The sequence below is a fragment of the Sporosarcina sp. FSL K6-1540 genome (assembly GCF_038620285.1).
GTDB classification, from domain to species: Bacteria; Bacillota; Bacilli; order Bacillales_A; family Planococcaceae; genus Sporosarcina; species Sporosarcina psychrophila.
This window is the reverse complement of the sequence record NZ_CP152018.1, coordinates 638331-663718: the sequence shown is the minus strand read 5'-3', so window position 1 is coordinate 663718 and position 25388 is coordinate 638331. Positions and strand designations below refer to the sequence as shown.

At 41.3% G+C, this 25388-nt stretch carries 19 protein-coding genes; 14 read left to right on the top strand and 5 right to left on the bottom strand.

Annotation, left to right across the window (positions count from 1 at the left end):
• Positions 1-4 precede the first annotated feature (4 nt).
• Genes MKY15_RS03045 through MKY15_RS03025 form a run of 5 tightly spaced genes read left to right on the top strand, consistent with a single transcriptional unit; the run spans position 5 to position 5873 of the window.
• Positions 5-2866: a M14 family metallopeptidase gene (locus MKY15_RS03045; RefSeq protein ID WP_187045652.1), complete on the top strand. Its 2862-nt coding sequence runs from the start codon at positions 5-7 to the stop codon at positions 2864-2866.
• 17 nt (positions 2867-2883) lie between these two features.
• On the top strand, positions 2884-3498 hold the full coding sequence (locus MKY15_RS03040; protein WP_187045651.1) for a pyroglutamyl-peptidase I: 615 nt from the start codon (positions 2884-2886) through the stop codon (positions 3496-3498).
• Positions 3488-4237, top strand: coding sequence for a 5-oxoprolinase subunit PxpB (pxpB, locus tag MKY15_RS03035; protein WP_342538928.1), 750 nt, complete (start codon positions 3488-3490; stop codon positions 4235-4237). Before MKY15_RS03040 ends, pxpB begins: the two co-directional genes overlap by 11 nt.
• Complete coding sequence (locus MKY15_RS03030; protein ID WP_342539701.1) at positions 4234-5001, top strand: 5-oxoprolinase subunit PxpA; 768 nt, start codon at positions 4234-4236, stop codon at positions 4999-5001. The genes pxpB and MKY15_RS03030 overlap by 4 nt, the downstream gene beginning before the upstream one ends.
• Positions 4998-5873, top strand: a complete 876-nt coding sequence (locus MKY15_RS03025) for a biotin-dependent carboxyltransferase family protein (RefSeq protein ID WP_342538927.1) — start codon at positions 4998-5000, stop codon at positions 5871-5873. Before MKY15_RS03030 ends, MKY15_RS03025 begins: the two co-directional genes overlap by 4 nt.
• 57 nt (positions 5874-5930) lie before the next feature.
• Here MKY15_RS03025 and MKY15_RS03020 read toward each other — a convergent pair whose 3' ends face one another.
• On the bottom strand, positions 5931-6503 hold the full coding sequence (locus MKY15_RS03020) for a hypothetical protein (protein WP_338655417.1): 573 nt from the start codon (positions 6501-6503) through the stop codon (positions 5931-5933).
• Between the two features lie 272 nt (positions 6504-6775).
• On the opposite strand from MKY15_RS03020, the gene MKY15_RS03015 reads away from it, so the two are divergent.
• Positions 6776-8275 carry a long-chain fatty acid--CoA ligase gene (locus MKY15_RS03015; RefSeq protein WP_342538926.1) on the top strand — a complete coding sequence of 500 codons (1500 nt, stop codon included), beginning with the start codon at positions 6776-6778 and terminating at the stop codon, positions 8273-8275.
• A 20-nt stretch (positions 8276-8295) separates the two neighbouring features.
• Here MKY15_RS03015 and MKY15_RS03010 read toward each other — a convergent pair whose 3' ends face one another.
• Positions 8296-9174, bottom strand: a complete 879-nt coding sequence (locus tag MKY15_RS03010) for a glycerophosphodiester phosphodiesterase family protein (RefSeq protein WP_342538925.1) — start codon at positions 9172-9174, stop codon at positions 8296-8298.
• A 310-nt stretch (positions 9175-9484) separates the two neighbouring features.
• Here MKY15_RS03010 and MKY15_RS03005 point away from each other — a divergent pair, with 310 nt between their 5' ends.
• From MKY15_RS03005 to MKY15_RS02970, 8 genes are all read left to right on the top strand, one after another.
• Positions 9485-10618, top strand: coding sequence for an ABC transporter ATP-binding protein (locus MKY15_RS03005; protein WP_187045645.1), 1134 nt, complete (start codon positions 9485-9487; stop codon positions 10616-10618).
• Positions 10615-11517, top strand: a complete 903-nt coding sequence (locus MKY15_RS03000; RefSeq protein ID WP_067212202.1) for a sugar ABC transporter permease — start codon at positions 10615-10617, stop codon at positions 11515-11517. Before MKY15_RS03005 ends, MKY15_RS03000 begins: the two co-directional genes overlap by 4 nt.
• Entirely contained in the window at positions 11514-12332 is an 819-nt protein-coding gene (locus tag MKY15_RS02995) for a carbohydrate ABC transporter permease (protein ID WP_067212201.1), read from the top strand. The genes MKY15_RS03000 and MKY15_RS02995 overlap by 4 nt, the downstream gene beginning before the upstream one ends.
• 40 nt (positions 12333-12372) lie before the next feature.
• A complete protein-coding gene (locus MKY15_RS02990) occupies positions 12373-13743 on the top strand; it encodes an ABC transporter substrate-binding protein (RefSeq protein WP_342539700.1) in 1371 nt (456 codons plus the stop codon).
• A 198-nt stretch (positions 13744-13941) separates the two neighbouring features.
• The gene (locus MKY15_RS02985; protein WP_342538924.1) at positions 13942-16311 is read left to right on the top strand and encodes a bifunctional 2',3'-cyclic-nucleotide 2'-phosphodiesterase/3'-nucleotidase; all 2370 of its coding nucleotides are present in this window, start codon (positions 13942-13944) and stop codon (positions 16309-16311) included.
• A 482-nt stretch (positions 16312-16793) separates the two neighbouring features.
• Complete coding sequence (locus MKY15_RS02980; protein WP_338655421.1) at positions 16794-18482, top strand: methyl-accepting chemotaxis protein; 1689 nt, start codon at positions 16794-16796, stop codon at positions 18480-18482.
• A 159-nt stretch (positions 18483-18641) separates the two neighbouring features.
• Complete coding sequence (locus tag MKY15_RS02975) at positions 18642-18803, top strand: hypothetical protein (protein WP_338655424.1); 162 nt, start codon at positions 18642-18644, stop codon at positions 18801-18803.
• A gap of 150 nt (positions 18804-18953) precedes the next feature.
• Positions 18954-20048, top strand: a complete 1095-nt coding sequence (locus tag MKY15_RS02970; protein ID WP_067212189.1) for a CapA family protein — start codon at positions 18954-18956, stop codon at positions 20046-20048.
• Positions 20049-20193: 145 nt separating this feature from the next.
• Here the strand turns inward: MKY15_RS02970 and MKY15_RS02965 are convergent, their stop codons facing one another.
• The 3 genes from MKY15_RS02965 to MKY15_RS02955 all read right to left on the bottom strand — a co-directional run bounded on the left by MKY15_RS02965 (position 20194) and on the right by MKY15_RS02955 (position 25285).
• Positions 20194-22368 carry a 5'-nucleotidase C-terminal domain-containing protein gene (locus MKY15_RS02965; protein WP_342538923.1) on the bottom strand — a complete coding sequence of 725 codons (2175 nt, stop codon included), beginning with the start codon at positions 22366-22368 and terminating at the stop codon, positions 20194-20196.
• Between the two features lie 178 nt (positions 22369-22546).
• Complete coding sequence (locus tag MKY15_RS02960) at positions 22547-24232, bottom strand: N-acetylmuramoyl-L-alanine amidase (RefSeq protein WP_067212187.1); 1686 nt, start codon at positions 24230-24232, stop codon at positions 22547-22549.
• A 144-nt stretch (positions 24233-24376) separates the two neighbouring features.
• Entirely contained in the window at positions 24377-25285 is a 909-nt protein-coding gene (locus tag MKY15_RS02955) for a C40 family peptidase (RefSeq protein ID WP_067214046.1), read from the bottom strand.
• Positions 25286-25388 lie beyond the last annotated feature (103 nt).

Sequence of the window (25388 nt, the reverse complement as noted above, 5' to 3'; positions counted from 1 at the left end):
GCAAATGAGTCAGATTTCCGCACTATGGTCACTAGAGGGCATGCTTGTTGATAAAAATAGAGACGGCGTCGTGGATGGTATATCTTTGTTCATTGATTTACCCGAAGGCTTATTGCCAGAAGGACTTATCGATTTTTGCGCAAGAGCGGGGTTTGAAACAACAGCGCTGTCATTTACGTTTTTTGAAGAAGTTGGACAGAAAGTGACGATGTCATTTGAGCATTCAGAAGAAACGACAACGGCTACATTTTTGGATGGAAAACTGGTCTTAACCTTTAAAAATGAACAGGAACTGTCGTCATTGTTACGAGAGTTAGCATTTGGTGAGTTTGATTTAACGGATAAAAAGAACGAACATTTTTATACTGATGTTGAAAGCATAAGTGACATCTGGAGTTTCTCAGGTTTTGGTCAACATACAGAAGCCTCACCAACTAGGACACTTAGCTTACAAATCACAGTAGAAGAGCAGATGATGACAACATTATTGTTGAAAGAATTGTGTCATTTTGCGGCAAGAACTGCTTTACATAGCACTGAAATCCAACACGCTTTAACTGGACAGGATGGGGCACATATCCAGTTTACAGTTGCATCCGGAGAGCAATCAGTATTGACGTTGGAAGAAAAGAATCGAATTCGATTGGCGGGTACGAAAACAGATGTACCGAATGCCCTTCGCACATTGGCAGAAAGCAACCATTGGAGTGAGGGCGGTGCATTTGGTCACTGGGAGCAACACGTTATTGATGACAAGCCACAGTCCCCATTATTAATAGAAGAAAGTTGGTCGGATGAAGGGGAAATTGAACGTGTGATACGTGCAATGCAATCTTTAACAAACTTAGAGCATGCGGATGTTGAAGTGTATCTATCTGAGCCGCGTGAAATCCGTGAACAGCTGGCTGCACAATTGAAGTCGGATTATCCTGCAATGAACTCAATCCGAGTTAGATCGTCATTTAAAACGGGGTTTCATTGGATACAGGAAGAACTGATTTCGGAACTAACTGAGGACATCCGAGAACTGGTCATTGAAGTACAAAAAGAAGAGCGTGCACAAGCTTTGGAGTTACCAATACGTTGGATTCAAGAAATCTATCCGATTGATAGATATATCGAAGAAATAACGGCTATCCGTGCTGATGATGTTACATTTACCTTAAATAGCGAATTAGAAGGTACTTACGCCGTGTACGGTATGTTACAGAATAACGTAAAAAAACTACTTGGCAAGCTGCAAGTACCTGTATCGAAAATGAACTATGTTGATGGTGAACATGTTGTTTATCCATCAACAAGTGCGATCCGTATCATTCGTCATGGTGAGGTAATTGAAGAACAAATCATCGAAACAGATCGGGCACAATTTTACCGCTATTATACGGAAGAAATTTTACCGAAACTACGAAAATCTGTTGAACTCTACAATGAAGGACAAGGGCATGTACGACCGTTATTTGATCGGATTGAACTTGACGTCTGGATGAGTGAAGAAGAACAGAAACTTCCGGTTGATGAAGAACGGATTTCATCACTTGAAGCATTACATGAGGATTTGTATTTTAATACGCTCGACTATTTTGCGCAAATGGGTATTGAAGTAGAAGGTAAACCGTTTAATGCACCCGGTGGCGTCCATCCCTATATGCATGTACGCATAGGGGAGAAACCGGAAGCTAGGATTCGTATCTATCAATGGGATGATAAACATACCGTAGATGTAACCACTTCCAGTGTCACATTTACTACTGATGGTGCCTTTGACCAAGCGTCAATGAATGTGGATAACAAAGTGATTTATAAGCGAATTGAACGATTTAATTTCCCGACTAAACATATTCACGAAGAGGTAAATATGTGGTTAAAAGAACAAAAGAGTTACAAGGTAGTCTACCCGGCTAATTCTTATAATGGACATGCCATTCCAGTCATAGAGTGTTATGAGCCGACCGGTGAAGTATTTGAATCCACATTGAAAATGACATTAATGAAAAAGACAATATTTATAGAAGCAGGCCATCATGCGAATGAAATTTCGAGTATACCTGCCATCTTGGAATTAGTAGACAATTTGGATCTTCAATTTAAAGATCTTTATAAGGAAATGAATGTTGTTGTAATACCATTGGCTAACCCGGATGGTTATGAACTGGTTAAAGAGTTAATGTATGAACACCCCGAATGGAAGCACCATGCAGCAAGGTATAATGCAGTCGGTTTGGAGTTTGCGCATATTCGTTTTCAAAAAACAATGTTTGGTGAAGCGAATGTTTACCCCGAAATTATGCGGAAATGGGCACCGGACATTATCGTTGATGATCACGGAATACCAGCACATGAATGGGTTCAACCTTTTGCAGGTTACAATAGTCCACCTAGATTTCCAGTATCCTATTTTCTCCCGAGCGCTAAGATTTACGGCATTGGCCGCACTTCTCCGGAGGTTAACCATTTACTGCACCAAAGGAATTTGGATAAAATCGTTAGCAATGTAAGTGGAGTTATAAAAGATACCAAAATCGCAGTGGAGAATGACTATTGGCAACAACGTTTTATTAAATATGGAAATCAGTGGCTTCCTGAGATCTTCCCAATTGAAGAAGCGGAAGGAATCCATTTCTATACAGAAACAACTGTGACACCAACGTATAAATCTGTTGGGATTATGCGTTATCCTGAATGGGTTGCGGCAGATATTATTTCAGAAGCAGCCGATGAAATCGTCAATGGAGAAGCGCTTTTGGACTGTATCAATGCGCATAAAGTTTTTGATTTGGCGATTATCGATACCTTATTCCAAGCGCAGGTGCAGATAGAAAGGGCAGGTCTCAAAATGAGTCGTCAACGTCCTATCCAATTATAAGAAAGCAGGTCATCATAATGAAAACACTCTTACTCACAGGATTTGAGCCCTTTTTAAAATTCACTGTTAATCCGACGATGAAAATCGTAGAAGAACTGCATGGCAAAGTGATCGGCAATTACAAAATTCACAGTGAAGTATTGACGGTAGACTTCCAATCATCCGGCGAGCAACTTCTTACTCATATTGAAGCGCTAAAACCAGATGCAGTGATTTCACTGGGGCTTGCGGGAGGCCGTTTTAAAATGACGCCTGAACGGATTGCAATTAATGTGAAAGACGGCGAGCCTGATAATAATGGTAATACGCCTGTTGATGAACAAATTCAAGCGCAAGGTGAAGCTGGATATATGTCAACACTGCCAGTTCGCGCAATGGTGAATCGATTACTAGAAGAAGGGCTGCCGGCTGAAGTTTCAAATACTGCAGGCACATATCTATGCAACAACGTCATGTATGAAGGACTGTATTATGCAGCAACACAACGCCCAACGTTGAAATCGGGTTTTCTTCATATACCTGCTTCACATGAATTGGCGATTGAACATGGCAAAATTCCAAGCTGGTCACATGAAGATTTGAAAAAAGGCGTCGCCGTATGCATCGAAGTGCTATCTGCTGATGAATCCTAACAAGCAAATTATCCCCCGTGCAATGGTTATGAACGAACAAACAATACGTTTCGACTTTGGCCCGGAGACGAGCCGAGAAATCTATCACACAATCCAGCAATTTTGTCAGGTTGTTGAAAGTGACAGGAATCATTTACTTGAAGAGGTCGTACCGAGTAATAAAACGGTAACTGTTTTTTTTCGCAAAGAACTTGTGAACCCTAGTGTAATCATTGAACAATTACTGAAAAAGTGGGTGAATAGAACTGACAGTATATTGAGTGTAAACACGCGTACCATTGAAATACCAGTCTGTTATGACACCATGTTTAGTGAAGATATACCGCGGATTTGCAACCATACAGGGCTGACACGTGAAGAGGTAATCGCCATACATACAGGCACAAGCTATAAGGTGTATATGATTGGTTTTTTACCAGGATTTCCGTACCTCGGGGAATTGCCGGAGATACTCCATGTCCCACGTTTGGAAAAACCACGATTAAGCGTACCTAAAGGAACCGTTGGAATTGGAGGCACGCAGACAGGTATTTACCCGATAGAATCTCCTGGAGGTTGGAATATAATTGGGCGGACACCACTCGATCTATACTGTTTGAAACGCATTGAACCGTTTTTAATACGTGCCGGTGATCAATTGAAATTTCGTTCTATATCTCTTGAAACCTTTAATGAGATGAAAGAAGAGTTAGCGCGTGAACCTGAAATGATAATGCAGTTTGTAAAGGAGGGATTATAATGCGAATTGATCTAAATGCAGATGTCGGTGAAAGTTTTGGTCAATTTAAGGTTGGGGAAGATGAAGCCCTTTTCAGCTCGATAACATCTGCCAATGTTGCGTGCGGATTTCATGCCGGTGACTTTAATGTTATGCAGAAAACGGTAGAACAAGCGGCTAGACAAAAGGTTTCAATTGGCGCACATCCCGGATATCCTGATTTACAGGGATTTGGAAGAAGAGAGCTGATGATGTCCCCCCGTGAAATTTACAATGCAGTCGTCTATCAAATCGGTGCACTCAAACAATTTTGCGACATACAAGGTGTTACGTTGAACCATGTGAAGCCGCATGGTGCCCTTTATAATACTGCTTCGATTAACCGGACTGTTGCTGATGCAATTGCAGAAGCCGTTTATGATGCTGTACCGAATGCGTATTTATATGGGCTTTGTAATAGTGAGTTATTGCAGGCTGGGAATAAAATCGGCCTAAAAACGGCGGGTGAAGCATTTGCAGATCGCAGGTATACGGCAGAAGGTACATTGTGCTCCAGGTTATTGCCGGAAGCTGTCCTCCATACATATGAAGAAATTGAAAAACAAGTGATGGATATTGTGTTAAACAAGCAGGTGCAAACAATAACTGGAGAAATGATTTCATTACAAGCAGATACAATTTGTTTCCATGGCGATGGACAGGGTGTGGCGTCCCATGCCCGTCAAATTCGTCGAGCGTTGGCGTCTGTTAATGTTCGTGTTAGTGCACTAGGAGACGCGATATGATTCCGTTATTTCGGGTCGTCAAATCTGGCGTCTATGCTACGATACAGGACCAAGGTAGATTCGGTTTCCGGCGTTTCGGTATGCCAGTTGCAGGACCAATGGATAGAGAGGCATTCCAGTTAGGCCAAGATATTATTGGGAATGATGAAGGCACAAATGCGCTAGAACTTTTCTTAGGCGGCTTAATGATAGAGGTATTAACCGATCATAAAATTGTCATTGCAGGAGCAGATTTAGGTGCAATGATTGACGGAGAAACGCCAGCACCACTTTGGAAAACGTTTCAGATTTGGAAAGGGCAAACGATTTCATTTACTAAACCGATTAGCGGTGCGATTGCGTACATCATTCCGGATGGTGGGTATGCTGTTAAGGAGATTTTGGGTAGCAGTTCCAGTTATCCGAGGGGGTTAATTGGTAAGACCGTCAAAAAAGAGACTCTCCTTTATGCGAATTCATTAAAACAAAAGCGCTTGAACCGTGGTTTACTTGTTGATAAAATCCCGAATTATACTGAAGACATTACGATTGAATTGTTCAAAAGTCCGCATATGGACCTATTTGAAAAATCGAGTGTGAATACATTTCTAAACTCCAGCTATACGTATCGCGGGGGAGATCGAATGGGGTATTATTTCAACGGGCCCCCACTTGAGTTTATTGAGAGTGGAGACATTGTCAGCGAAGCGACTCAGTTTGGGACTGTGCAGGTCCCGACGAATGGTCAGCCAATTATTCTAATGGCAGATGCTCAAACGACGGGAGGATATGCGACAATCGGTACGGTTGCGAAAGCTGATTTGCCGAAAGTGGCCCAATTGAAAAACGGTGGTACCATTCGGTTTGTGTATCGAATGCATGATTTAGTGTAAATAAATAACCCTATAAAAAATCCTGTAAGAAGTGAAATAACTTCTTACAGGATTTTTTCAATTCATGTCTTGTTCTAAGCTTTTTGACCGAAATTGACGAATCAACACAAGTAACATGATTTCGACAATAAAGGACACAATCGCTAGTACGAGTATGATTGGCAACAAAGCCACTTCGGGTAAGATAAATATAAAAAGTGGAATAATTTGCGAGCTGACTGTCAGAATGATATAGAAACGCAACAAATGGTCCGTTTTCTTCTCAAGTGGTTGGAATGAGACTTCTTGTGTGATTTCTAGTAGCCCACGCATAAGGTGATAGACGAATCCCAAGTGGATAAGCGTGATGACTGTAAACATGCCCATTAGCAAAAAAGTAGTTGTCGTCAGTTGCGGCTGTCCCACAAAAGTTTCTTCGAATTGGTAGATTAACGGAACAGACACTACTGCGAGCAGTAATACATAAAGTTTAGCTTTCGAAAAGTGGTTCGAATAGGAGACTAATCCTGCTAAACCTAGGTAGATGAATAGATAACCAAGGAAATCAGGAAAGATATCGAAATGATTAATATGAAAATCTAGAAAAACGAGGAGTGTCCCCCAAAATATTTTATTTAGCGCAGATGCCACTCTTATCGCCCCTTTCTGTTTCTATATATATTGAGCATAGATTACAGGTGAAAACAAAGCGAAGACATCCCCAAGCACCGAAGCGGACTTTAAGGGAATCTTTATCTCAGCTCATGTAGTCGTATTCATAATGAAATCAGGCTATTACTATCCTATAATACATTTTCAACATACTAAAGGATTTGTACTTACTACCAATTATCTTGCATTAAGGTGTTTTACTATTTATAATTATCTAATAATTATCAAGGGACATTAAAGGGGGCTTGGCGATGTTTATTGCAGAGAAACTGAAGATTATTTCCGAGGCATATCCAGAAAGAGTTATTACATCATTTAATGGAAAAGAACTTTCTTACGGGGAATTCTATCGTAAAGCTGAGAATCTAGCAGGGCATTTTCAAGATTTAGGTTATGTGAAAGATGACATTTTAGCATTTTGTCTCATGAATTCGGATTCCTTTTTAATAGGCTACTATGCATGCCAAATAGGCGGATTTACAGCGCTACCCATCAATACAAAGTTAACTGCACCGGAAATGAACTACATTTTAGCGCATTCAGAAGCGAAAGGACTCATTTATGATGAGCGGCTGGCATCTGTGTTTGATTTACTCGAAGGGAAATTACCCGCGTTACAACATAAAATGGTTACCAATCGTGAATTCGAAGCGATTATCGACGGTGAACGCCGTCATGCCGAACGACGAGAAGCATTAGATGCTGATACAGCGGTCGTCTTTTACACATCGGGAACAACCGGTCGGCCAAAAGGCGTTATGCTAACCAATAGAAACGTTGCTGCAATCGCTGAAATATGGAGTGAATCGATGGAAATGGATCAGGATGATCGTATGCATATTGTGGCTCCGCTTTTCCATTGTGCGGCAAGTCATGTATTTAGCATACCCGTCATTTACCAAGGTGGAATGGTCATCATTGAGGAAGCGTTTTCTCCAGAAGCAACAATTCGTACGATGGAGCAACAACGCGCGACGATATTCTTTGGCGTGCCGGCAATGTACAGTATTCTTCTGAATACGCCGTTGCTGGAAAAAGCGGATCTATCCAATTTGCGACTGCTCTGCTATGGAGCAGCGCCGATGCCTTATGAACTTGTGAAAAAAGTGAAAGCATTGTTCCCAGACGTCAACGTACAAAACTTGTATGGGCAGACGGAAAATTCACCGGGTGCGACGACGTTAAAAGATCAACATGCATTGTCAAAAATCGGTTCTGTAGGCGAACCATTGCCACAAACCGAAGTACAGGTAATGGATGAGTTTGGTAAACCGCTTCCGACGGGTCAGGTGGGTGAGATCGCTGTGAAAGGCCCTCAAGTGATGAAAGGCTATTTGAAAAATGAAGAAGAAACTGCACGAACGATAAAAGATGGCTGGATGTACAGTGGTGATCTCGGTCGTTATGATGAAGACGGACTGCTTTATATTGTGGACCGTAAAAAGGATATGATCATCCGCGGAGGAGAAAACGTATATCCGGTAGAAGTGGAAGAAGTGTTATATGCCATTCCAGAGGTACTCGAGGCAGCAGTCATTGGTATTCCTCATGAAATATACGGAGAGGTTGCGAAAGCGTACATCGTATTAAAAGAAGGGAATAAGCTTACTGAACAAGCAGTTATCGATTTTTGTAAAAGCCAGCTGGCCTCCTTTAAAATACCAGCTGCTATCGAATTTCTCGATACACTCCCACGGAATGCCAGCGGAAAAGTCTTGAAAACAATACTTAGAGACCCAGTCAACATATAATATGAAAAGCAGTTTGGACCCTAGTCGGCATCCAAACTGCTTTCTTCATTTTTTACACGAACGGCGATATCAGGTTTATCTGTGAACACACCATCTGCTCCAAGTTTTATAAGTTTACGGATTGTTTTTTCGTCGTTGACGGTGAAAGGATGGACGTCCAATCCTTCTTTATGCATCGCGTCTATAAATTTCTTTGTCACTGAATCCACGTTCAAACCTACACCTGATGCATACTTTAGAAGCTGCCGTACTTTCTTTTTTGAAAGATGTGCTTCCTTGTCGAATGAATATAATTTGATAAGCGGAATAGATGGTTCCATGTCGAATATGTTCTTCAAACTATTTTCACTGAATGATTGAATGACTACTTTTGGTATACCATCATCACTGGAGAGAAGATTATTTGCCCGAAGCTGCCGTAGGAGTTCTTTTTCGATACCTGGATACTTATTGGGCGATTTCATTTCAATATAGTAATTGACCGAGTCACCGAAATGGAGAAAGATATCCTCTAATTCAACAATGCGCAATTGCTTATAAATAGGTGAAGCATACCGAGGGTTCGTTTCATTAAATTCCTCACCCGGCAAATAAAGTTGAAGTTCGTTAAATGTTACATCAGCAATAGCTTGTTCAGTATCCTGAAACATTAAATAGGAGTCATGTAACGCAACGAGTTTTCCGTCCTTTGTCATGTGTAAATCAAGTTCGATATAGTCTGAACCCATTTGCACAGCTAACTCATAGGCGGCTAATGTGTGAGGTGGTGCGTAGGCGGATGCCCCGCGATGGGCGATGACGAGGAATTCGTCATCGGGTAAAGACGTACGTTCAACAGTGGGCTTCGTAGAACCAGATGACAGTAAAAGCAATAGAAGCACCACCATTACTCTTTTCATCGCAATCACTCCTTATTTGAATGGCAAATGTAAATGTTTGTAAAGATTCAGTTAATAATGAAGGGAATAGCGCCTTTTTATCGAAAGGTATACCAGAGAGCTGAACTTATCGCCTTTTAAAAAGATAAGAAAGTATCTGTTTTTTGATTTAGAACAGTGTCTAGCTCCAGGCGCCAACCCCTCGGGTCATAAGCCGTTTTGCTGTGGGGGCTGAAGTACGCCTCCTCGCAAACCGTCTTATGCCTGTCTGGGCTGGACGGCGCCTTGCACTTTTCTTAATTGGGTTTTCTAATGGAAAGGGATTGAATTTATGAAAAAAGTGGAGCTTATTAATTTATCAAAGTCATACGATAAACAAGTGGATGTTATCTCCAATATAAACGTAACCATTGAGCCTGGCGAGTTTTTTGTCCTTGTCGGTCCTTCCGGTTGTGGGAAAAGCACGATGCTCCGGATGATTGCGGGTCTTGAGAATATTACGAGTGGCACGCTTAAAATCGGTGATCAGGTTGCCAACCACTTATCACCCGATAAGCGTGACCTTTCAATGGTATTCCAAAACTATGCGCTTTATCCACATTTGACAGTTCAACAAAATATTACGTTTGGGCTCGATGTGAAAAAAGTGAAGAAAGCTGTACAGCGAGAACGGGCAACTGAAGTGGCGAAGATGTTGGGGCTCACCGATTACTTAAAAAGGAAGCCACGTGAACTATCAGGTGGTCAGCGGCAGCGAGTTGCGCTTGCCCGGGCAATTGTGAGTGAATCGCCGATTTGCCTGATGGATGAACCGTTATCTAATTTGGATGCGAAGTTGCGGGCTCATATGCGTACGGAAATCAGACGGATCCAGCGGAAGCTAGGTATTACAATGATTTATGTGACGCATGACCAAGTTGAGGCAATGACGATGGGGGACCGTATTATGATCCTTCATGAAGGGAAGATCCAACAAGTCGGAAAACCGATTGATATTTACAACAATCCGGCCAATCCATTTGTCGCCACGTTCATCGGTTCACCACCAATGAATTTAGCATATTCCGATGTCGATAAAAAAGCTTCAGCAATCGTCATTGGAGATATACTGCGTTTGCCCGTACCGTCTGAGGAAGTTATTGGTATCCCTGAGTATCAACTTGTTGCGGGCATCCGACCGGAACATTTACGACCAGCCTTAAAAGATACGCCAGAAAAGGATAAGCTGTATGTCGTCGTAACGAACGTTGAGATTTTGGGCAATGAAACCGTGTTTTCATTTAAATTGGGTACCAATGAATGGATGGCCAAATGGAGTGGACAATGGCATATCGACATTGGAGATTCAATTCCAATCCTTATTGACTACGGCGCATTCTGTCTCTTTGAAGCTAGAACTGGTGATTTAATCAAAAAGCCGACGGACCTTGGAAACTTCGTATTCGGCAAAGAGGTGCTTGTATGACTTCGCTTGAAAAGCCGGGAATCTGGAAAAAGACGACGAATGGCAGAACAGCGCTTCTTTATTTACTGCCATCGATAGTCCTTTTTTCAGTGTTTGTCTTTTATCCGATGTTTAGAACAATTTACTTAAGTTTTTTCTTAACAGACCAAAATGGAAACGCCGCGATATGGGTAGGTTTTGAAAACTATACGTATTTACTAGAGTCCACTGCATTTCTCAATAGTATGAAAGCAACCGGGTTGTTTGTCTTATACACAGTACCTATTGGCATCATCTTAGCGTTATTTTTTGCCTTGTTAGCGAATGAAAAACTGAAAGGGATAGGATTCTTTCGAACAGTATATTCGTCAACAATGGGAATTTCTGTTGCAGCGTCATCCGTGATTTGGTTATTCATGTTTAATCCAAGTATGGGGATGTTCAATCGGATGTTGAGCATGCTGAATTTGCCACAAATACAGTGGCTGCTTGATCCGGAGTGGGCACTTCTATCCGTCTCCATTTCGACGATTTGGATGAACATCGGCTTTTCGTTTCTCATTTTACTCGGAGGGTTACAAAATATTGATGAACATCTCTATGAGAGTTCCAGGATCGATGGAGCAGGATATTTTTACAGATTGCGTCGGATTACGCTTCCGATGTTGTCACCAACTTTGTTTTTCATCATTACTATTTCACTCATTAATGCGTTCCAATCGTTTGGCCAGATTGATATTTTGACGCAAGGCGGTCCGTCGGCATCGACGAATCTAATTGTTTACTCCATTTACCGTGAAGCATTCATCAATTACCAGTTTGGAACAGCGAGTGCGCAGGCGGTCACTTTGTTTATCATTATTCTGATTGTGACTATTCTTCAATTTAAACTAGGGGAAAGGAGGGTTCATTACCAATGACAACAAGCCTTCCTAAAAAGATTTGGATCTATTTCCTGCTAATTACTACATCTTTTCTTGTATTCTTTCCAGTTATGTATGCGTTTTTGATTTCATTTATGACAGGACCCGAACTATTGCAGGGGAAGTTTTTACCACAGTCATTTAGTTTGGATAACTATATTAAAGTGTTTGATAGGTTGCCATTGTTGAATTACTTATTGAACAGTTTCATCGTTTCCGTAAGCGTGATGCTTGGGCAACTGGCGGTGTGTAGTCTTGCTGCTTATGCCTTCGTTTTCATCCAGTTCAAAGGGCGCGATTTCATCTTTTTCCTGTTCATATCGACAATGATGATCCCGTGGGAAGCAACCATGATTCCAAATAAATTCACAATCCAAAAACTCGATTGGCTCAATACGTATCAAGGGCTGACGTTACCCTTTTTTGCACTGGCATTTGGGACATTCCTGCTACGGCAACATTTCAAAACGATTCCGAAAGAGTTGCACGAAGCCTCTCAAATTGCTGGTTTAAGTAAATTCGCCTTTTTCCGGCGTGTGATTTTGCCTGTCTCAAAAACGAGTCTTGTCACGCTTGGTGCATATGGCTTTTTAACGACTTGGAATATGTATTTATGGCCGTTACTTATTACGACAAATACATCTGTGCGAACCGTTCAAATCGGTTTAAAGCAATTACAGTCCCAAGAAACGGGAACTGAATGGGGGGTGGTTATGGCAGGTGTTATCGTAGTAATTATTCCGACATTATTATTGTTATTTATCGGGCAGAAGCAATTGCAGAAAGGTTTATCTCAAGGTGCTTTAAAATAATGATTACTATTATGACAAAGGGGTGCTCAGTAGGATGAAAATGTTGAAATTATCGTTCGTTTGGCTTCTTATTTTGAGTTTGGCCGTTCTCGCAGCGTGTACGAACAGTGATAGTAGTACAAAAGATGATGAGACCGAAAAGTCCAAACCTGCTACTAGCGAAGGAACAGAAACGGAAGAAAGCGATGAAAAAGTGTCCATTGAATTTTGGCATGCAATGTCCGGTACAGGACAGGAGTCACTCGATTCAATCGTCAAAGGTTTTAATGACTCACAAGATAAGTATGAAGTGGTAGCCGAATTCCAAGGTACCTATGAAGAATCGCTGACAAAGTTACGTGGTGTCGGTGGGACAAAAGACGCTCCAGCTATTACGCAAGTATTCGAAGTCGGTACAAAATACATGATCGACAGCGGATATATTGAGCCAATGCAGAAGTTCATCGACAAAGATGATTATGATTTATCTCAGCTTGAAGAGAATATTTTAAATTACTATAAAGTTGACGGTGAGCTCTATTCGATGCCATTCAACTCATCGACGCCGGTAATGGTCTATAACAAAGATGCGTTCAAGGAAGCTGGACTTGACCCTGAAAAAGCACCCGAAACGTTTTCAGAAGTAATTGATGCGGCAGCAAAACTGAAAAAGGGTGAGATGTATGGATTCTCCATGTTGACGTATGGTTGGTTCTTTGAACAGCTTGTTGCAACGCAAGGCGGATTATATGTCGATGAAGACAATGGTCGTTCAGGTGACGCAACGGAAGCGCTCTTTAACGGGCCAGAAGGACTTAATGTCTTTAGCTTCTTGGATACTATGAACAAAGCTGGTACATTCGGTAACTTCGGAACGAACTGGGATGATATTCGCGCAGCATTCGCATCTGGAAAAGTTGCTATGTACATGGATTCATCAGCAGGAGTAGCAGGAGCCATTACCAATGCGCCATTTGACGTAGGTGTTGCCTATATTCCGCATGCGGATGAAGTGAAGCGAAACGGTGTAGTTATTGGCGGTGCTTCACTTTGGATGTCCAAAGGCATCGCTGAAAAAGACCAGGAAGCGGCATGGGAGTTCATGAAATACTTAACAACGCCAGAAGTGCAGGCACAATGGCATTTGGATACAGGCTATTTCGCCATTAACCCAAAAGCTTATGATGAAGAGAACGTAAAAGAGAAGTGGGCGGAATTTCCGCAGTACAAAGTAACGGTAGATCAGTTGCAAGACACAGTGCTGGGCCTCGCGACACAAGGAGCGCTTATTTCAGTCTTCCCGGAATCACGCCAGCAGATTGTCACTGCATTGGAAGATCTTTATCAAGGAAAGGACCCACAAGAAGTACTTGATAAAGCAGCTGAAGGAACAAACCGAGCAATGGAGATTGCCAATAAAACGAAGAAATAGAACTATAGATAATAAGCCCCTATTTGAACAAAAAAAAATAGGGGCTTATTTCGTATTATTCGAAAAAGTGAGTGTAATCAGTGCGGGATATTTCGGATTCCGTGATATGCTAGAAAGTGAGTTGGCTAGCTTACTAGAACAACTTTGTCATTCCGTGTATTCGCACGGAAATGAATACAAAATAAGGGAGATGGACGAATGTCTTTATTAAAAAAGACGGGGTTGTGGATTGTTATTTTGGCACTCACATTCAGTGGGTTATTGTATACACCTCAAGCGAATGCAGCTACGAAAACGCAAGATGTGACCCGGGGTGAATATATCACAGCAATCGTTAAAGCACTTGAATTTGAATTAAGTGACGGCGAGACGCTCGAATTTACAGATGTAAATGCACAATTGGCGCCTTACGTGGAAGCCGCACAGAAAATGGGCATCATCAAAGGAGCTACTTCAACAACTTTCAAGCCGAGTCAAAAGCTGACACGTGAGCACGCATTTCTGATTGCGTCCCGGGCCATCAAGTCAGAAGAAGTTTTTTCTACTGATTTGCTTGATAAATTCAAAGACAAAAGTTCATTTAAGACAAACGAATTTGTGGAGCTTTCAAGAAGTGTCGGACTCGGGTTGTTACAAGGGTTTGAAGACGGCACGGCAAAACCTCAGAAGCTCGTAACAAAGGTACAAGTTACTAAAATTATTGATCGGTTGTTACGTGCATATAATGTGGAACCGCCAACGAATTCAGTTTCACTGCGCATTTTAGGAACATCCGATTTGCATACGAACTTTGTTAACTATGATTATTATCAGGACAAAGTATCGAATGAAGTCGGACTTGCGAAGACAGCGGTCTTAATTGAAGATGCGCGTGCAGAAAAGCCAAACAATCTCCTGTTCGATAACGGAGATTTAATCCAAGGAACGCCACTTGGTGGTTATAAAGTAACCGTAGACAAGCTAGAAAAAGGTGAACTTCATCCGGCACTGGCTGCCCTCGAGTCACTTAATTATGATGCAAGTACATTAGGCAATCATGAGTTCAACTATGGTTTGGATTATTTGGATTCGGTATTGGAGGAAGCGCCATTCCCGGTATTGAACGCCAATGTCTATGATGCAAAAACGAAGAATAATCGCTACACACCTTATGCTATTTTCGATAAAGAAGTTGTCGATGGGATAGGCGAAACGCATACGTTGAAAGTTGGCGTTATCGGTGTTGTTGCACCGGGAATCGTTCGTTGGGACCGTGCACTGCTTGACGGTAAAGTGACTGTAGAAGATGCAGCGAATACAGTTGAGAAATTCATCCCCGAGATGAAGGGGCAAGGCGCTGATATTATCGTGGTCTTGTCACACTCAGGAATGGGAGATGAAATCCATACTGTTGATGAAGATGATGTTACGTATCAAATTTCACAACTCGATGGTGTAGATGCAATTTTGACAGGTCATAACCATGCAGTATTCCCTGGAGATTTTGGGGATCTTAAAAATATTGATATGGAACAGGGAACAGTGAACGGAACACCTGTCGTGATGCCGGGTAAATTTGGTAGTCACTTGGGCGTCATTGATCTTGAACTAAAGAAATCAGGCGATCAATGGGCTGTTATCAAAGGTAAAGGTGCAGTGCGTGAAATTGATAAAAAATCAGATAAAGTTGTTCAAAAAGTAATCGATGCAGTAAAAGAAGCACATGAAGGAACAATCGAGTATGTACGCAGTCCAGTAGGTAAAACTACGGCACCAATCAATAGTTACTTTGCTCTTGTGAAAGACGATCCTTCAATTCAAATTGTAACAAATGCACAAAAATGGTTTGTTGAAGATAAGATTAAGGGCACTGAATACGAGAAACTGCCTGTCCTATCATCAGGAGCCCCATTTAAAGCAGGTGGTCGTAATGGAGCAAACTATTACACTGAAATTCCAACAGGTGAAATTGCCATTAAAAACGTGGCAGACCTTTACGTATTCGACAATACAGTGTTCGCACTTGTTATGACAGGCGCAGATGTTAAAGAATGGCTTGAAATGTCGGCAGGTCAATTTAACCAAATCGACCCGTCATCTAAAGAACAACAAAACTTAATTAACGAAGAGTTCCGTACGTATAACTTCGATGTTATCGATGGAGTCACATATGATTTTGACGTCACTCAACCTGCTAAATATGATTACGATGGAAAAACGATTAATGACTCAGCTAATCGAGTTGTCAATTTGCAGTATGATGGAAAACCGATTGATTCAAAACAAAAATTCCTCGTAGTGACGAATAACTATCGTGCAAGCGGAGATTTCCCAGGTGTACGCAATGCTACAGATTCAATCGATTACGCTTATGAAAATCGCCAGGCAATCATGGACTACATGATTGATGTAGGTACAATTGACCCATCTGCAGACAGCAACTGGGCATTCGCACCATTGAATGAAAGTATCAATGTTACATTTGAAACGTCTGGAAAAGCGAAAGAAATCATCCCACAAGGAAGCGGTATTGAATATCTGTCTCCAACTGATGAAGGTTTCGCGAAGTATTCATTGAAACAGAAATAATGTACTGAATGAAAACGTACAAAGGGAGAAAATTCCTTTGTACGTTTTTTATTGCCTAGGAAATTATCAAATTTCGTACTGGTGATAAGTTGTAACGTCGAGATTTACATCTGGTCCCCCAACCCGCAACCCCTGTATCCACGCGAATTCATGAATTTAGAACGTCTTCCTTTACCTTAAGGCCCCCAGAATTTTTCGGGTCTAGAAAGCCGCTCGCGCTTTTGTTAATTAGCGAATGGTTGGCTGAGACGGATACTGGGAAAACAATATAATTGCGAATGAAGACAACGTATTTCGCAAAGTAAACTGCGTTTAGGAGCTAGTAAATAAGTATAATTCACTGTAACAAGAAGTGGTGTTAAATTAATCTGAAAAGATAGTAGGTATATTATTCTAATTATTCCGAATTAGTATATAAGTAATGCTATTATCCGTCAATAGTTATATAATTTGAATAGGCTAAAAGATCGTGGGGGGAAATGATGAAATTTACTGTAGCGAAAAAATTATGGTTGGGATTTGCAACGATATTGACATTACTTGTCATTGTGGGGGGCCTGAGTTTATGGTCAACAATTCGGATTGGCTCAGATTATACTTTTTTATTGGATGATCGTGTAAAAAAAGTAGAATTGGTAGATGAATTCATCTTGAAACACAATCAAATCCAAGATGATGTGCGAGGTTTTATGCTTTTCAAAGACGATAAGCATTTGGAATCGCGGACGGAAAATATTAACCGTTTCAACGAATTGTATCAAGAATTAACCGTCTTACTTCAGACAGGAAAACATAAGGCCTTACTGGAAGATCTTGAGGTGGCACGTACGAAATATTTAAACCTGCAAGATGAGATTGTACTGAATGTCCAAGAAGGAAAAGATCGTAAAGCGACGGAACTTGGACGAGCTTCGGCAAATGTGGGCGCTCTTGTACTGGAAAATGCTGTAATCATCAAAGCGGATCAATTTCAGGAGCAAAAGAAGACCCGTGCTGAGCTGGAAAGCTTCATGATGGGCACAATTATCTTTGTAATTGGAATTATTATTTTTGCAACGCTTCTAGGTATTGTCATTTCTACATTCATCAGCCGGGGTATCGCGCGTCCTGTTCGTGTAGTAACGGATGGGTTGAATGAAATTGCATCAGGAAACTTAACAATTGATTTACTAAAAGTTAAAAACAAAGATGAAATTGGGGATATGGCGGCTGCATTCAACAAAATGGGGACAGATGTAGCAAATATGGTACGTAAAATCAATCTTTCTGCTACACAGTTAGCGGTTCAGTCAGAAGAATTGTCCGCAAGCTCAGAAGAAAGTTTAGCATCTTCTGAAATGGTTGCTAAGACTGCTGAGAATCAGTTAATGGGCAGTGAAAAGCAACAGAGAATTATTGAACAATCTAGTTCTTCCATGGAAGAACTATCATTAGGGGTTGCAGAAATTGCGAGTAATAATGAAGAGATGTTGCAATCAACGGAAACTGTATCAAAACTTGTTACTACGGGTTCAAGTGTAGTCGGGGAAGTATCAGTTCAAATGACAACAATTCATACGACAATCCAGGAATCTTCCGTAATCATGGAGGAAATGGCGCAGCATTCAAATGAAATACAGAAAATTACGACTCTCATCACTTCTATTGCCGAGCAGACGAACTTGCTTGCACTTAATGCGGCAATCGAAGCCGCGCGTGCAGGAGAATACGGCAAAGGCTTTGCAGTTGTAGCAGAGGAAGTCCGAAAACTGGCAGAACAATCGAAGACCTCTGCTACAGAAATCGGCACAATGGTAAGCATGATCCAAAACGCGTCCAAACGGGCAGTCACTTCCATTAACGCTGGCAGTGAGCGCGTAGATATCGGTATCGCTGCAACGGAACAGTCGCGTCTGGTCTTTGAAGAAATTCAAAACGCAGTCGGCGATGTGGCAACAAAAGTCGAGACAGTATCTGCTGCAATTGAAGAAATCCAGGCGATGGCAGAAGAAGTGAGCTATGGTGCTGGTGAAATCGCCCAGCTGAGTGGCGAGGCAGCTGCGTCTGCGGGGGATACAAGCGCAGCAACAGAAGAACAGTTGGCGGTCAATGAAGAGATTTCATCTAGCGCGCAAGCACTGGCAAAACTTGCCGAAGATCTCCAAATGGAAATGAAGCATTTTAGAGTATAAATAGTAAAAAGAGCTAGTCAAAGCGAACACCAAGTCTCCGGACTCGTTGTTCGCTTTTTCTGTATATTAGTTTTGAGTATTCTTAAACTAAGTCTTTTTAGCTTGAAAAAGGAGCTTTTAGGGTATTAATAATACTATCGATAAAAAGGAGTGCTTTTAATGTCTGAAAAAAAGAAGCAAGATTCGAAAAAAGAAAATAACAATGGATTTACGGGAATGCCAGAAGAGAAGCCGTTTCCAGACTTCGAGCCAAAAACGAGTGAAGAAAAGCAAGTTGAACAATTTAAGGATAGTGCAGAAAATGGTAAGAAAGATAAGTAATATAATTAATGAGACACTCCCCCAAAGTGTCTCATTTTTCTTTACCATAGTCTTTTAATTTCTACGAAACGCTATTCAGCGCTAACTTCTGGTCTATAATGAGTTAGATAGTAGTGAAAATCTAAAATTAGCAAGACAGGGGATAGTTTAGTGAAAAGGAAAGTATTTGTGCTAATGATTATAATGTTTATTCTAAGCGGGTTTAGCCTACGTGATTATATGGGGGAGAAGTCCACTGAGATTACCGTACCTGCCGATTTTGCAGAACGTAGTATACCGGTCACGCTAGATATAAAGATTGATATGAAGACGGTAACCATTGGTATGATTGGCGATATTCTTCTTCATAATCCGCTCTATACTTACAATAATTATGATTTTGCATTTGCGGCCGTGAAAGACCGACTGACAGGTATTGATTTCTTGCTGGCTAACCAGGAGTCAATGCCTGGTGGTGTGGAGCTAGGACTATCTGGTTATCCGAGCTTTAACAGTCCAAAACATATTATCCGAGATTTGAAAAAGACCGGCGTTGACATGGTATCGATCGCGAATAATCATACAATTGACTTGAAAGAAGCAGGTCTGCGGAAAGCAATCAGCAATATTAAAGAGTATGGCATGCCCTATGTTGGCGCATATACATCTAGTGAAGACAAGGAGAAAGATCGAATTGTGGAAGTTGATGGCGTTCGGATTGGCGTTCTAAGCTATACGCACAACACGAATGGCAACCCAATTCCGCAAGGGAAAGAATATTTAGTCTCCGTCACTGAGCAGCAACAGATGCGCGAGGAAATTGTCCAACTTAGAAGCCTGGTGGACGTGTTGGTTGTTTCCATGCATTGGGGGACAGAATATCAATTAACAATATCGGAAGCGCAAGAGGAGTTTGCGGGGCTCATTGCTGATGCTGGTGCGGATATAATTTTCGGCCATCATCCACATGTGTTGCAAAAATACGATGAGGTAGAGAAAACGAAAGTGTTTTATTCACTTGGTAATTTTTATTCAGCGCAGCAGTTTGACTCGACGAATGTAGGTGGTATCGCAAGAGTTTCTGTGGATCATACGAAGTTCGCAGGGAAGCAATACATAGGAATAGGGGAGGCTGAATTTTTCCCTACTGCCGTGATAAGAGATAGCAACAGAAAGTACATTGTTGTTCCATTAAAAGATGCGGAATTGGATGGAATGTATAACGAGGGATGGGTCGAATCACAAGTAGGTCTTCCATCATTTTAATGAAAAGAAAAAGCGTTCTTGCACACTATGAGAAGTGTACAAGAACGCTTTTAGGCCAATAATTAAAAGACAGTATAATTTTTTGAACCTCGAGCAGTACCTAGACTTCAGGCGCTAACCCCTCCGAGGCTGAATGTCGCTTTTTTTATTCAGCCTTCTTCGCTTGTTTTACATTGTAAATGAAGTTCGAGACAATTTTCGCTGCATGTTCCCGTGATGTAGATTGACCAGGCATAAATTTACCGTCAGACCCAGTAGTGATTCCGAGTTCGTGAAGCATAGAGATAGCGTTCACTGCTTCCGAGCCATAGTTACCGAAATCTGCATATGGTGCTTTTGCAGCTGCTGTGTATTTTTTACCTGTGTAATTTTCATACGCGCGTTCTAGCATCAACGCGAATTGTGCACGCGTCACTTTTTCACTAGGCATGAACTTGCCGTTAACGCCTTTAATCAATCCATTTTCGTATGCTGCAACAATTTCCGCTTTTGTATCAGCAGCATAGTTTTCGATGTCGTTAAATGGTGCCGAACCATCAGCTTTCAGGTCAAGTGCGCGGACAATCCAAGAAGCAGCTTGTGCACGTGTCATTTCTTTTTCTGGACCATATGTCGCATCTGTACCTTTCAAAATTCCGCGGTAATAAAGATCTGATACGTAAGGATAAGCCCAGCTATCGTAGGCAACGTCACTATAAGGGACTTTTGCTAGGATACGGCCTTCTATTCCAGAGTTGATTGTGCCGATGGATTTCATATGATCTGCGAAATTTTCCCAGTCGGAGAAGCCTGGCTCACTGGCACGTCCATCTGCATATGCTTTTTTTAGAACTTCATAGTTGTCGCCACCTTGAGCAGTGAAGACGTTAGTTGTGATTTTATATGTTTTGTCAGCTTCTATTTCCTTGCCATCGATTGCCATTGAGATGACTCGATTGCCGATTTCAGCTGCGGGATTGAAAATCAGTTTCATTCCAGAAACGTGAAGGAAGCCACCATCCTCCTCTGGGTACTTCTCGACAGATCTTTCAAAAACAGATTTCAATTCTGCACCGCTTAGTTCCATCAATGCAAGTGTATTACCAAATGGCAGTACAGAAATTGCCTGGCCGTATGTAATCGGACCTTGTGGAATTGAAGTCCGGATACCGCCGCCATTTTGGAATGCGATAACAGTCGAAGGATCGATTTCTTTCGCCTTAGCGAGCATACCGTCCGTGATGATATTCCCTAGATTGGTTTCACCTGCACGAACACCGCCAAGATCACGGAGACCGCTAAGGAATACGCCAGCCGTGGCGCCAGTTGGTTTTTCCATAGTCTCTTTTACTTTATCAGAAAAAGGTTTAATAAGTTCTGCTGCGCCTGCGTCAACTGCGGCATTTTCACCGCCGACAGCATGAAGGACACCGCTATAATCTTTAATGACACCTTTATCATCGAATGTGATGTCAAGTTGACCTAAGAATTTATTGTACTCATTCGCTTGAACGATAAGCACAGGTTCAGTATCCTTATTAACTACGAAAGGTTCGTCAAGTTTAACATGCGTGTGCCCCCCGACGATAATGTCGATACCTGGCACGTTTTTAGCAAGAAGAAGATCGTTGTCGACATTGTCAGAGTCATTATATCCTATATGAGTAAGCGCAATAATTTTGTTCACACCGGCTTTTTCAAATGCAGCAACCGCTTCTTTCGCTTCCACAATATAGTTCGTAAATATCACTTTTTCAGGGCTCGAAATGTCTTTTGTTTCTTCAGTCGTTAGTCCGAAAATACCGACTTTCTCACCATTCACTTCTTTAATAATTCCGTTATAGATTTTACCGTCTTCGGCTTTTGCTTCGACTGTTTTAGATTGAAGACCATCGAAAAGCGGGTCTGCCGAGAAATCAGTATTCGCACTAATGAATGGGAATTTCGCACCTTTGATGAAATCTACTAGCGCTTTGTGCCCTTCTGCAGAGGAGCCAAGGTCGAACTCGTGGTTGCCGAATGTCATGGCATCGTACCCAAGATAATTCATAACAGCGAGGTCAGCTTGTCCTTCAAATTCGTTGAAGTAAAGTGTTCCAGAAAAAACATCGCCTGCATCAAGCAGGACATTGTAAGGCTTTTCTTCACGAATTTTTTTGACGAGTGCTGCACGTTCCGCAGTCGTAGCAAGGTTTGCGTGCGTGTCATTCGTGTGGAGAACCGTCATCGAGAAGTCCCCAGTTGCAGCAACGGGTGTTTCGGCAGCCATGACAGGTGTAATAGCAATTGAGCTTAATAGAAGCATAGCTGCTGTAGCACTTTTAGAGTATTTAATAGACAAAGTACAACCCTCTTTTCCTTTTTTTATACTATTTTATCATCATATAAATATATGAACTAATGACGAAATAGTCTGTAATCCAATTGTACCATTAGGCTCAGTAATGGACAAAACAATTTTGTGTAAATTCACAAAAAAATACCGAAGAGAGTAGTTTCACTCTCTTCGGTATATATTATTATTGAGCTGAATAGTATTGTACTAGACCTTGATAGATTGATTCAGCATATATTTCCAGATAGGCATCACTCGTCAGCTTTTTAAAGTCATCTGCATTTGAGATGAAAGCAAGCTCGACGAGGACAGCTGCGATATTGTTGTTCTTAATGACATAAAAACGATTGTCTTTCACACCGCGGTTAACCATATTTGCTCTTTTAACAATATTATTTTGAATGTAAGTTGCTAAAGATTTACTTTCTACTGAGTTAGCATTCGAAGATGAGTCGAAGTACGTTTCAGTTCCTTTTGCTGATGTCGCGGCGGCTGAATTTACGTGAATCGATACAAATGTTTCGGCAAAATTTTTCTTGGCGAATTCAGTGCGTTGTTCAAGTGAAAGGAACGTGTCATTTGAACGTGTCATAATTACTTTTGCGCCTGCTTTTTTCAATTTTGCTTCTACAAGTTTACCAACTTTTAACGTGATGGTTTTTTCTGATACCTTATTTTTTGATGCACCGGGATCATGTGCTCCGTGACCCGGGTCTAAGATGATGATGCGATTAGCAAGTGGATTGCCTTTTTGGTTGAGTAGTTTTAAATATGTTTTACTAACGAACCCTGTTTTAGAATTCACACGAATTTTTGCCCAGTTACCATCGAGTGATAGCACTTCAACTTTTTGCCCTAGTGTTAACGCAGCGATAACAGGGGAGCTAGTGCCAGCAGCTTGTCGCATGTTTAGGCTTTTCACCGTTACTTTTCCGATTAGGTCGCCAGTCACGCTGGGTTCTTCAGGAATTGTCGGTTTTTCAGGTGTAACAACATTGTCATCGGGTGTTTCCGTTCCAGCTTCTACAGTATATTTACCGTTGATATAGCCTTCACCGTCATCCAGAAGAATTAGTAACCAGTCTCCTGTTTTACCGACAACTTCAACGATATCTTTATTATTTAGCTGTGCAACGATATTCCCATTCACTGATGGAAGTGAGCGTACGTTCAGCGTTTCTCCACTTGTTGCCACTCTTGCAAAATACGTACTTGAAGTTTGATCTGGTAGTTTAACGGGTAAAGCATACTTATCATTCATTGCGCGAGCTAGGAATAGAGAGAACTGTGAACGAGTTAAGAAATCGTTAGGCAGGAACTTTCCAGCATCACCTTTTGTTACTCCAGCATAATAAAGTCCATTGATACGTTCAGCGTATTGATGACTCTTCATATCTGTAAGCATCATTGGTTTTTCAGTTGAAATCTTTTCTGAAAGATTGAAAGCAACCGCGAGTGCATTACCCATCTCGCCACGCTTTAAGTTTTCGTTTGGTTTGAAGCTTCCGTTAGATTCCGCTTTAAAATAGCCAAGTGAAACGGCGCGGCTTATATACTCATATTGCTCGGTACCAGGCTTAACGTCTTTGAACTGTAAAGACGGGGCAGGGATGTTCTGCTTTTTTGCAGCAATGACCAGCATTTTAGCGGCCTGGGCACGTGTTAAGTTATTACCCGGTTTAAATTTTGAAACCCCATTTTCTAAGTATCCTTTAATAATATCAAGATCAGCTATGTAATTGACCTGTTCATAGTATTCCTTATCAGTTGTTACGTCCGTGAATTGAGTTTTAGCGAAAGATTGTCCCGGGACCATGGAAACGAGTGTGAAAATCATCATTACCACTGCTGCCCACTTAATTGTTTTCATTGTGTCCTCCCTTGTATTACTAGAGTTGTAGATTCATTTTAACAGTGATGTCCAATTATTGCTATACTAATAAATAACTATAATTGAATTTTTATATAAAAAAACCGAATGTTCCTTTAAGTGGAACATCCGGTGAATGAGAAATTAATTAGTGAGACGATCAGTGAACTTCTTGAACTGACTTGCAGTAACTTTATCGCTTAGACCGTAATTACCATCACCATAACCGGTCGTAATTTCATTGTGATAAAGAATGTTAATATATTCACTTGCCCAATGATCTTTTGGAACATCTTTGAAGGAAGTAACTGTAGATCCTTTAAGATCAAATGCTTCTACAAGTACTTTAGCAAGTTGTGCACGTGTCATTTCACCACTAGGATCAAATTTGCCGTCATTTCCTGAGAAGATACCTGCATCTGATACTGCAATGATAGCATCAAGTTGTGGGTGATTTGTAGCTACGTCAGAAAAAGAAGATTTAGTGCTCGTTTTTTTCAAGCCGAGTTCATCGACAAGTGTTTGTGCAATTTCAGCACGAGAAGCGTATGTAACTGCTTTTTTAACTGCTGTTGGTACGTCAGCCGATGCGACGAGAGAACCTGGTGTGAAATCATTCACTCGTTTAGCGCCGATATAACGGCTACCCCAGTAGGCAGGGTCGTTTATGGAAGAAATCATGACACCCTTGCTTGTAGACGAATGGATGAATTGACCGGACCCAATGTAAATTCCATTATGTGAAACTCCACTGCCGCTTGTATTGAAGAATACAATGTCGCCTGTTTTTAACTCGCTTTTTGCAACAGATGTTCCCATAGCATACTGTTGGCTAGCCGTTCTAGGAATGGAAATTCCTTGTTGTTTAAATACATATTGCGTATATCCTGAGCAGTCGAAACCGGAGGTGGTTGTCCCTCCATATGAATAAGGTGTACCTATATATGATCGAGCTGTGTTTACGAGATTAGTTGCAGAATCTGCTGAAGCCATGGACGGGATGGACGTTGAAAATAGTATGCTTGCAAAAATTAATAATAAAAAACGTTTCATTCTTTTCTCAATTTCCCCTTTCGCACATATAATAGCGTGTGCTTTATCTTTCAACATCTTAGCATAGCTAAACCTTTAATTCGGTTACAGTTACATTACAATA

Excerpts from the sequence above, each read along its gene's own strand:
- MKY15_RS03045 (WP_187045652.1), top strand. The coding sequence starts at position 5 with ATGAGTCAGATTTCCGCACTATGGTCACTAGAGGGCATGCTTGTTGAT.
- MKY15_RS03040 (WP_187045651.1), top strand. The coding sequence starts at position 2,884 with ATGAAAACACTCTTACTCACAGGATTTGAGCCCTTTTTAAAATTCACT.
- pxpB (WP_342538928.1), top strand. The coding sequence starts at position 3,488 with ATGAATCCTAACAAGCAAATTATCCCCCGTGCAATGGTTATGAACGAA.
- MKY15_RS03025 (WP_342538927.1), top strand. The coding sequence starts at position 4,998 with ATGATTCCGTTATTTCGGGTCGTCAAATCTGGCGTCTATGCTACGATA.
- MKY15_RS03015 (WP_342538926.1), top strand. The coding sequence starts at position 6,776 with ATGTTTATTGCAGAGAAACTGAAGATTATTTCCGAGGCATATCCAGAA.
- MKY15_RS03010 (WP_342538925.1), bottom strand. The coding sequence starts at position 9,174 with ATGAAAAGAGTAATGGTGGTGCTTCTATTGCTTTTACTGTCATCTGGT.
- MKY15_RS03005 (WP_187045645.1), top strand. The coding sequence starts at position 9,485 with ATGAAAAAAGTGGAGCTTATTAATTTATCAAAGTCATACGATAAACAA.
- MKY15_RS03000 (WP_067212202.1), top strand. The coding sequence starts at position 10,615 with ATGACTTCGCTTGAAAAGCCGGGAATCTGGAAAAAGACGACGAATGGC.
- MKY15_RS02995 (WP_067212201.1), top strand. The coding sequence starts at position 11,514 with ATGACAACAAGCCTTCCTAAAAAGATTTGGATCTATTTCCTGCTAATT.
- MKY15_RS02990 (WP_342539700.1), top strand. The coding sequence starts at position 12,373 with ATGTTGAAATTATCGTTCGTTTGGCTTCTTATTTTGAGTTTGGCCGTT.
- MKY15_RS02985 (WP_342538924.1), top strand. The coding sequence starts at position 13,942 with ATGTCTTTATTAAAAAAGACGGGGTTGTGGATTGTTATTTTGGCACTC.
- MKY15_RS02980 (WP_338655421.1), top strand. The coding sequence starts at position 16,794 with ATGAAATTTACTGTAGCGAAAAAATTATGGTTGGGATTTGCAACGATA.
- MKY15_RS02975 (WP_338655424.1), top strand. The coding sequence starts at position 18,642 with ATGTCTGAAAAAAAGAAGCAAGATTCGAAAAAAGAAAATAACAATGGA.
- MKY15_RS02960 (WP_067212187.1), bottom strand. The coding sequence starts at position 24,232 with ATGAAAACAATTAAGTGGGCAGCAGTGGTAATGATGATTTTCACACTC.
- MKY15_RS02955 (WP_067214046.1), bottom strand. The coding sequence starts at position 25,285 with ATGAAACGTTTTTTATTATTAATTTTTGCAAGCATACTATTTTCAACG.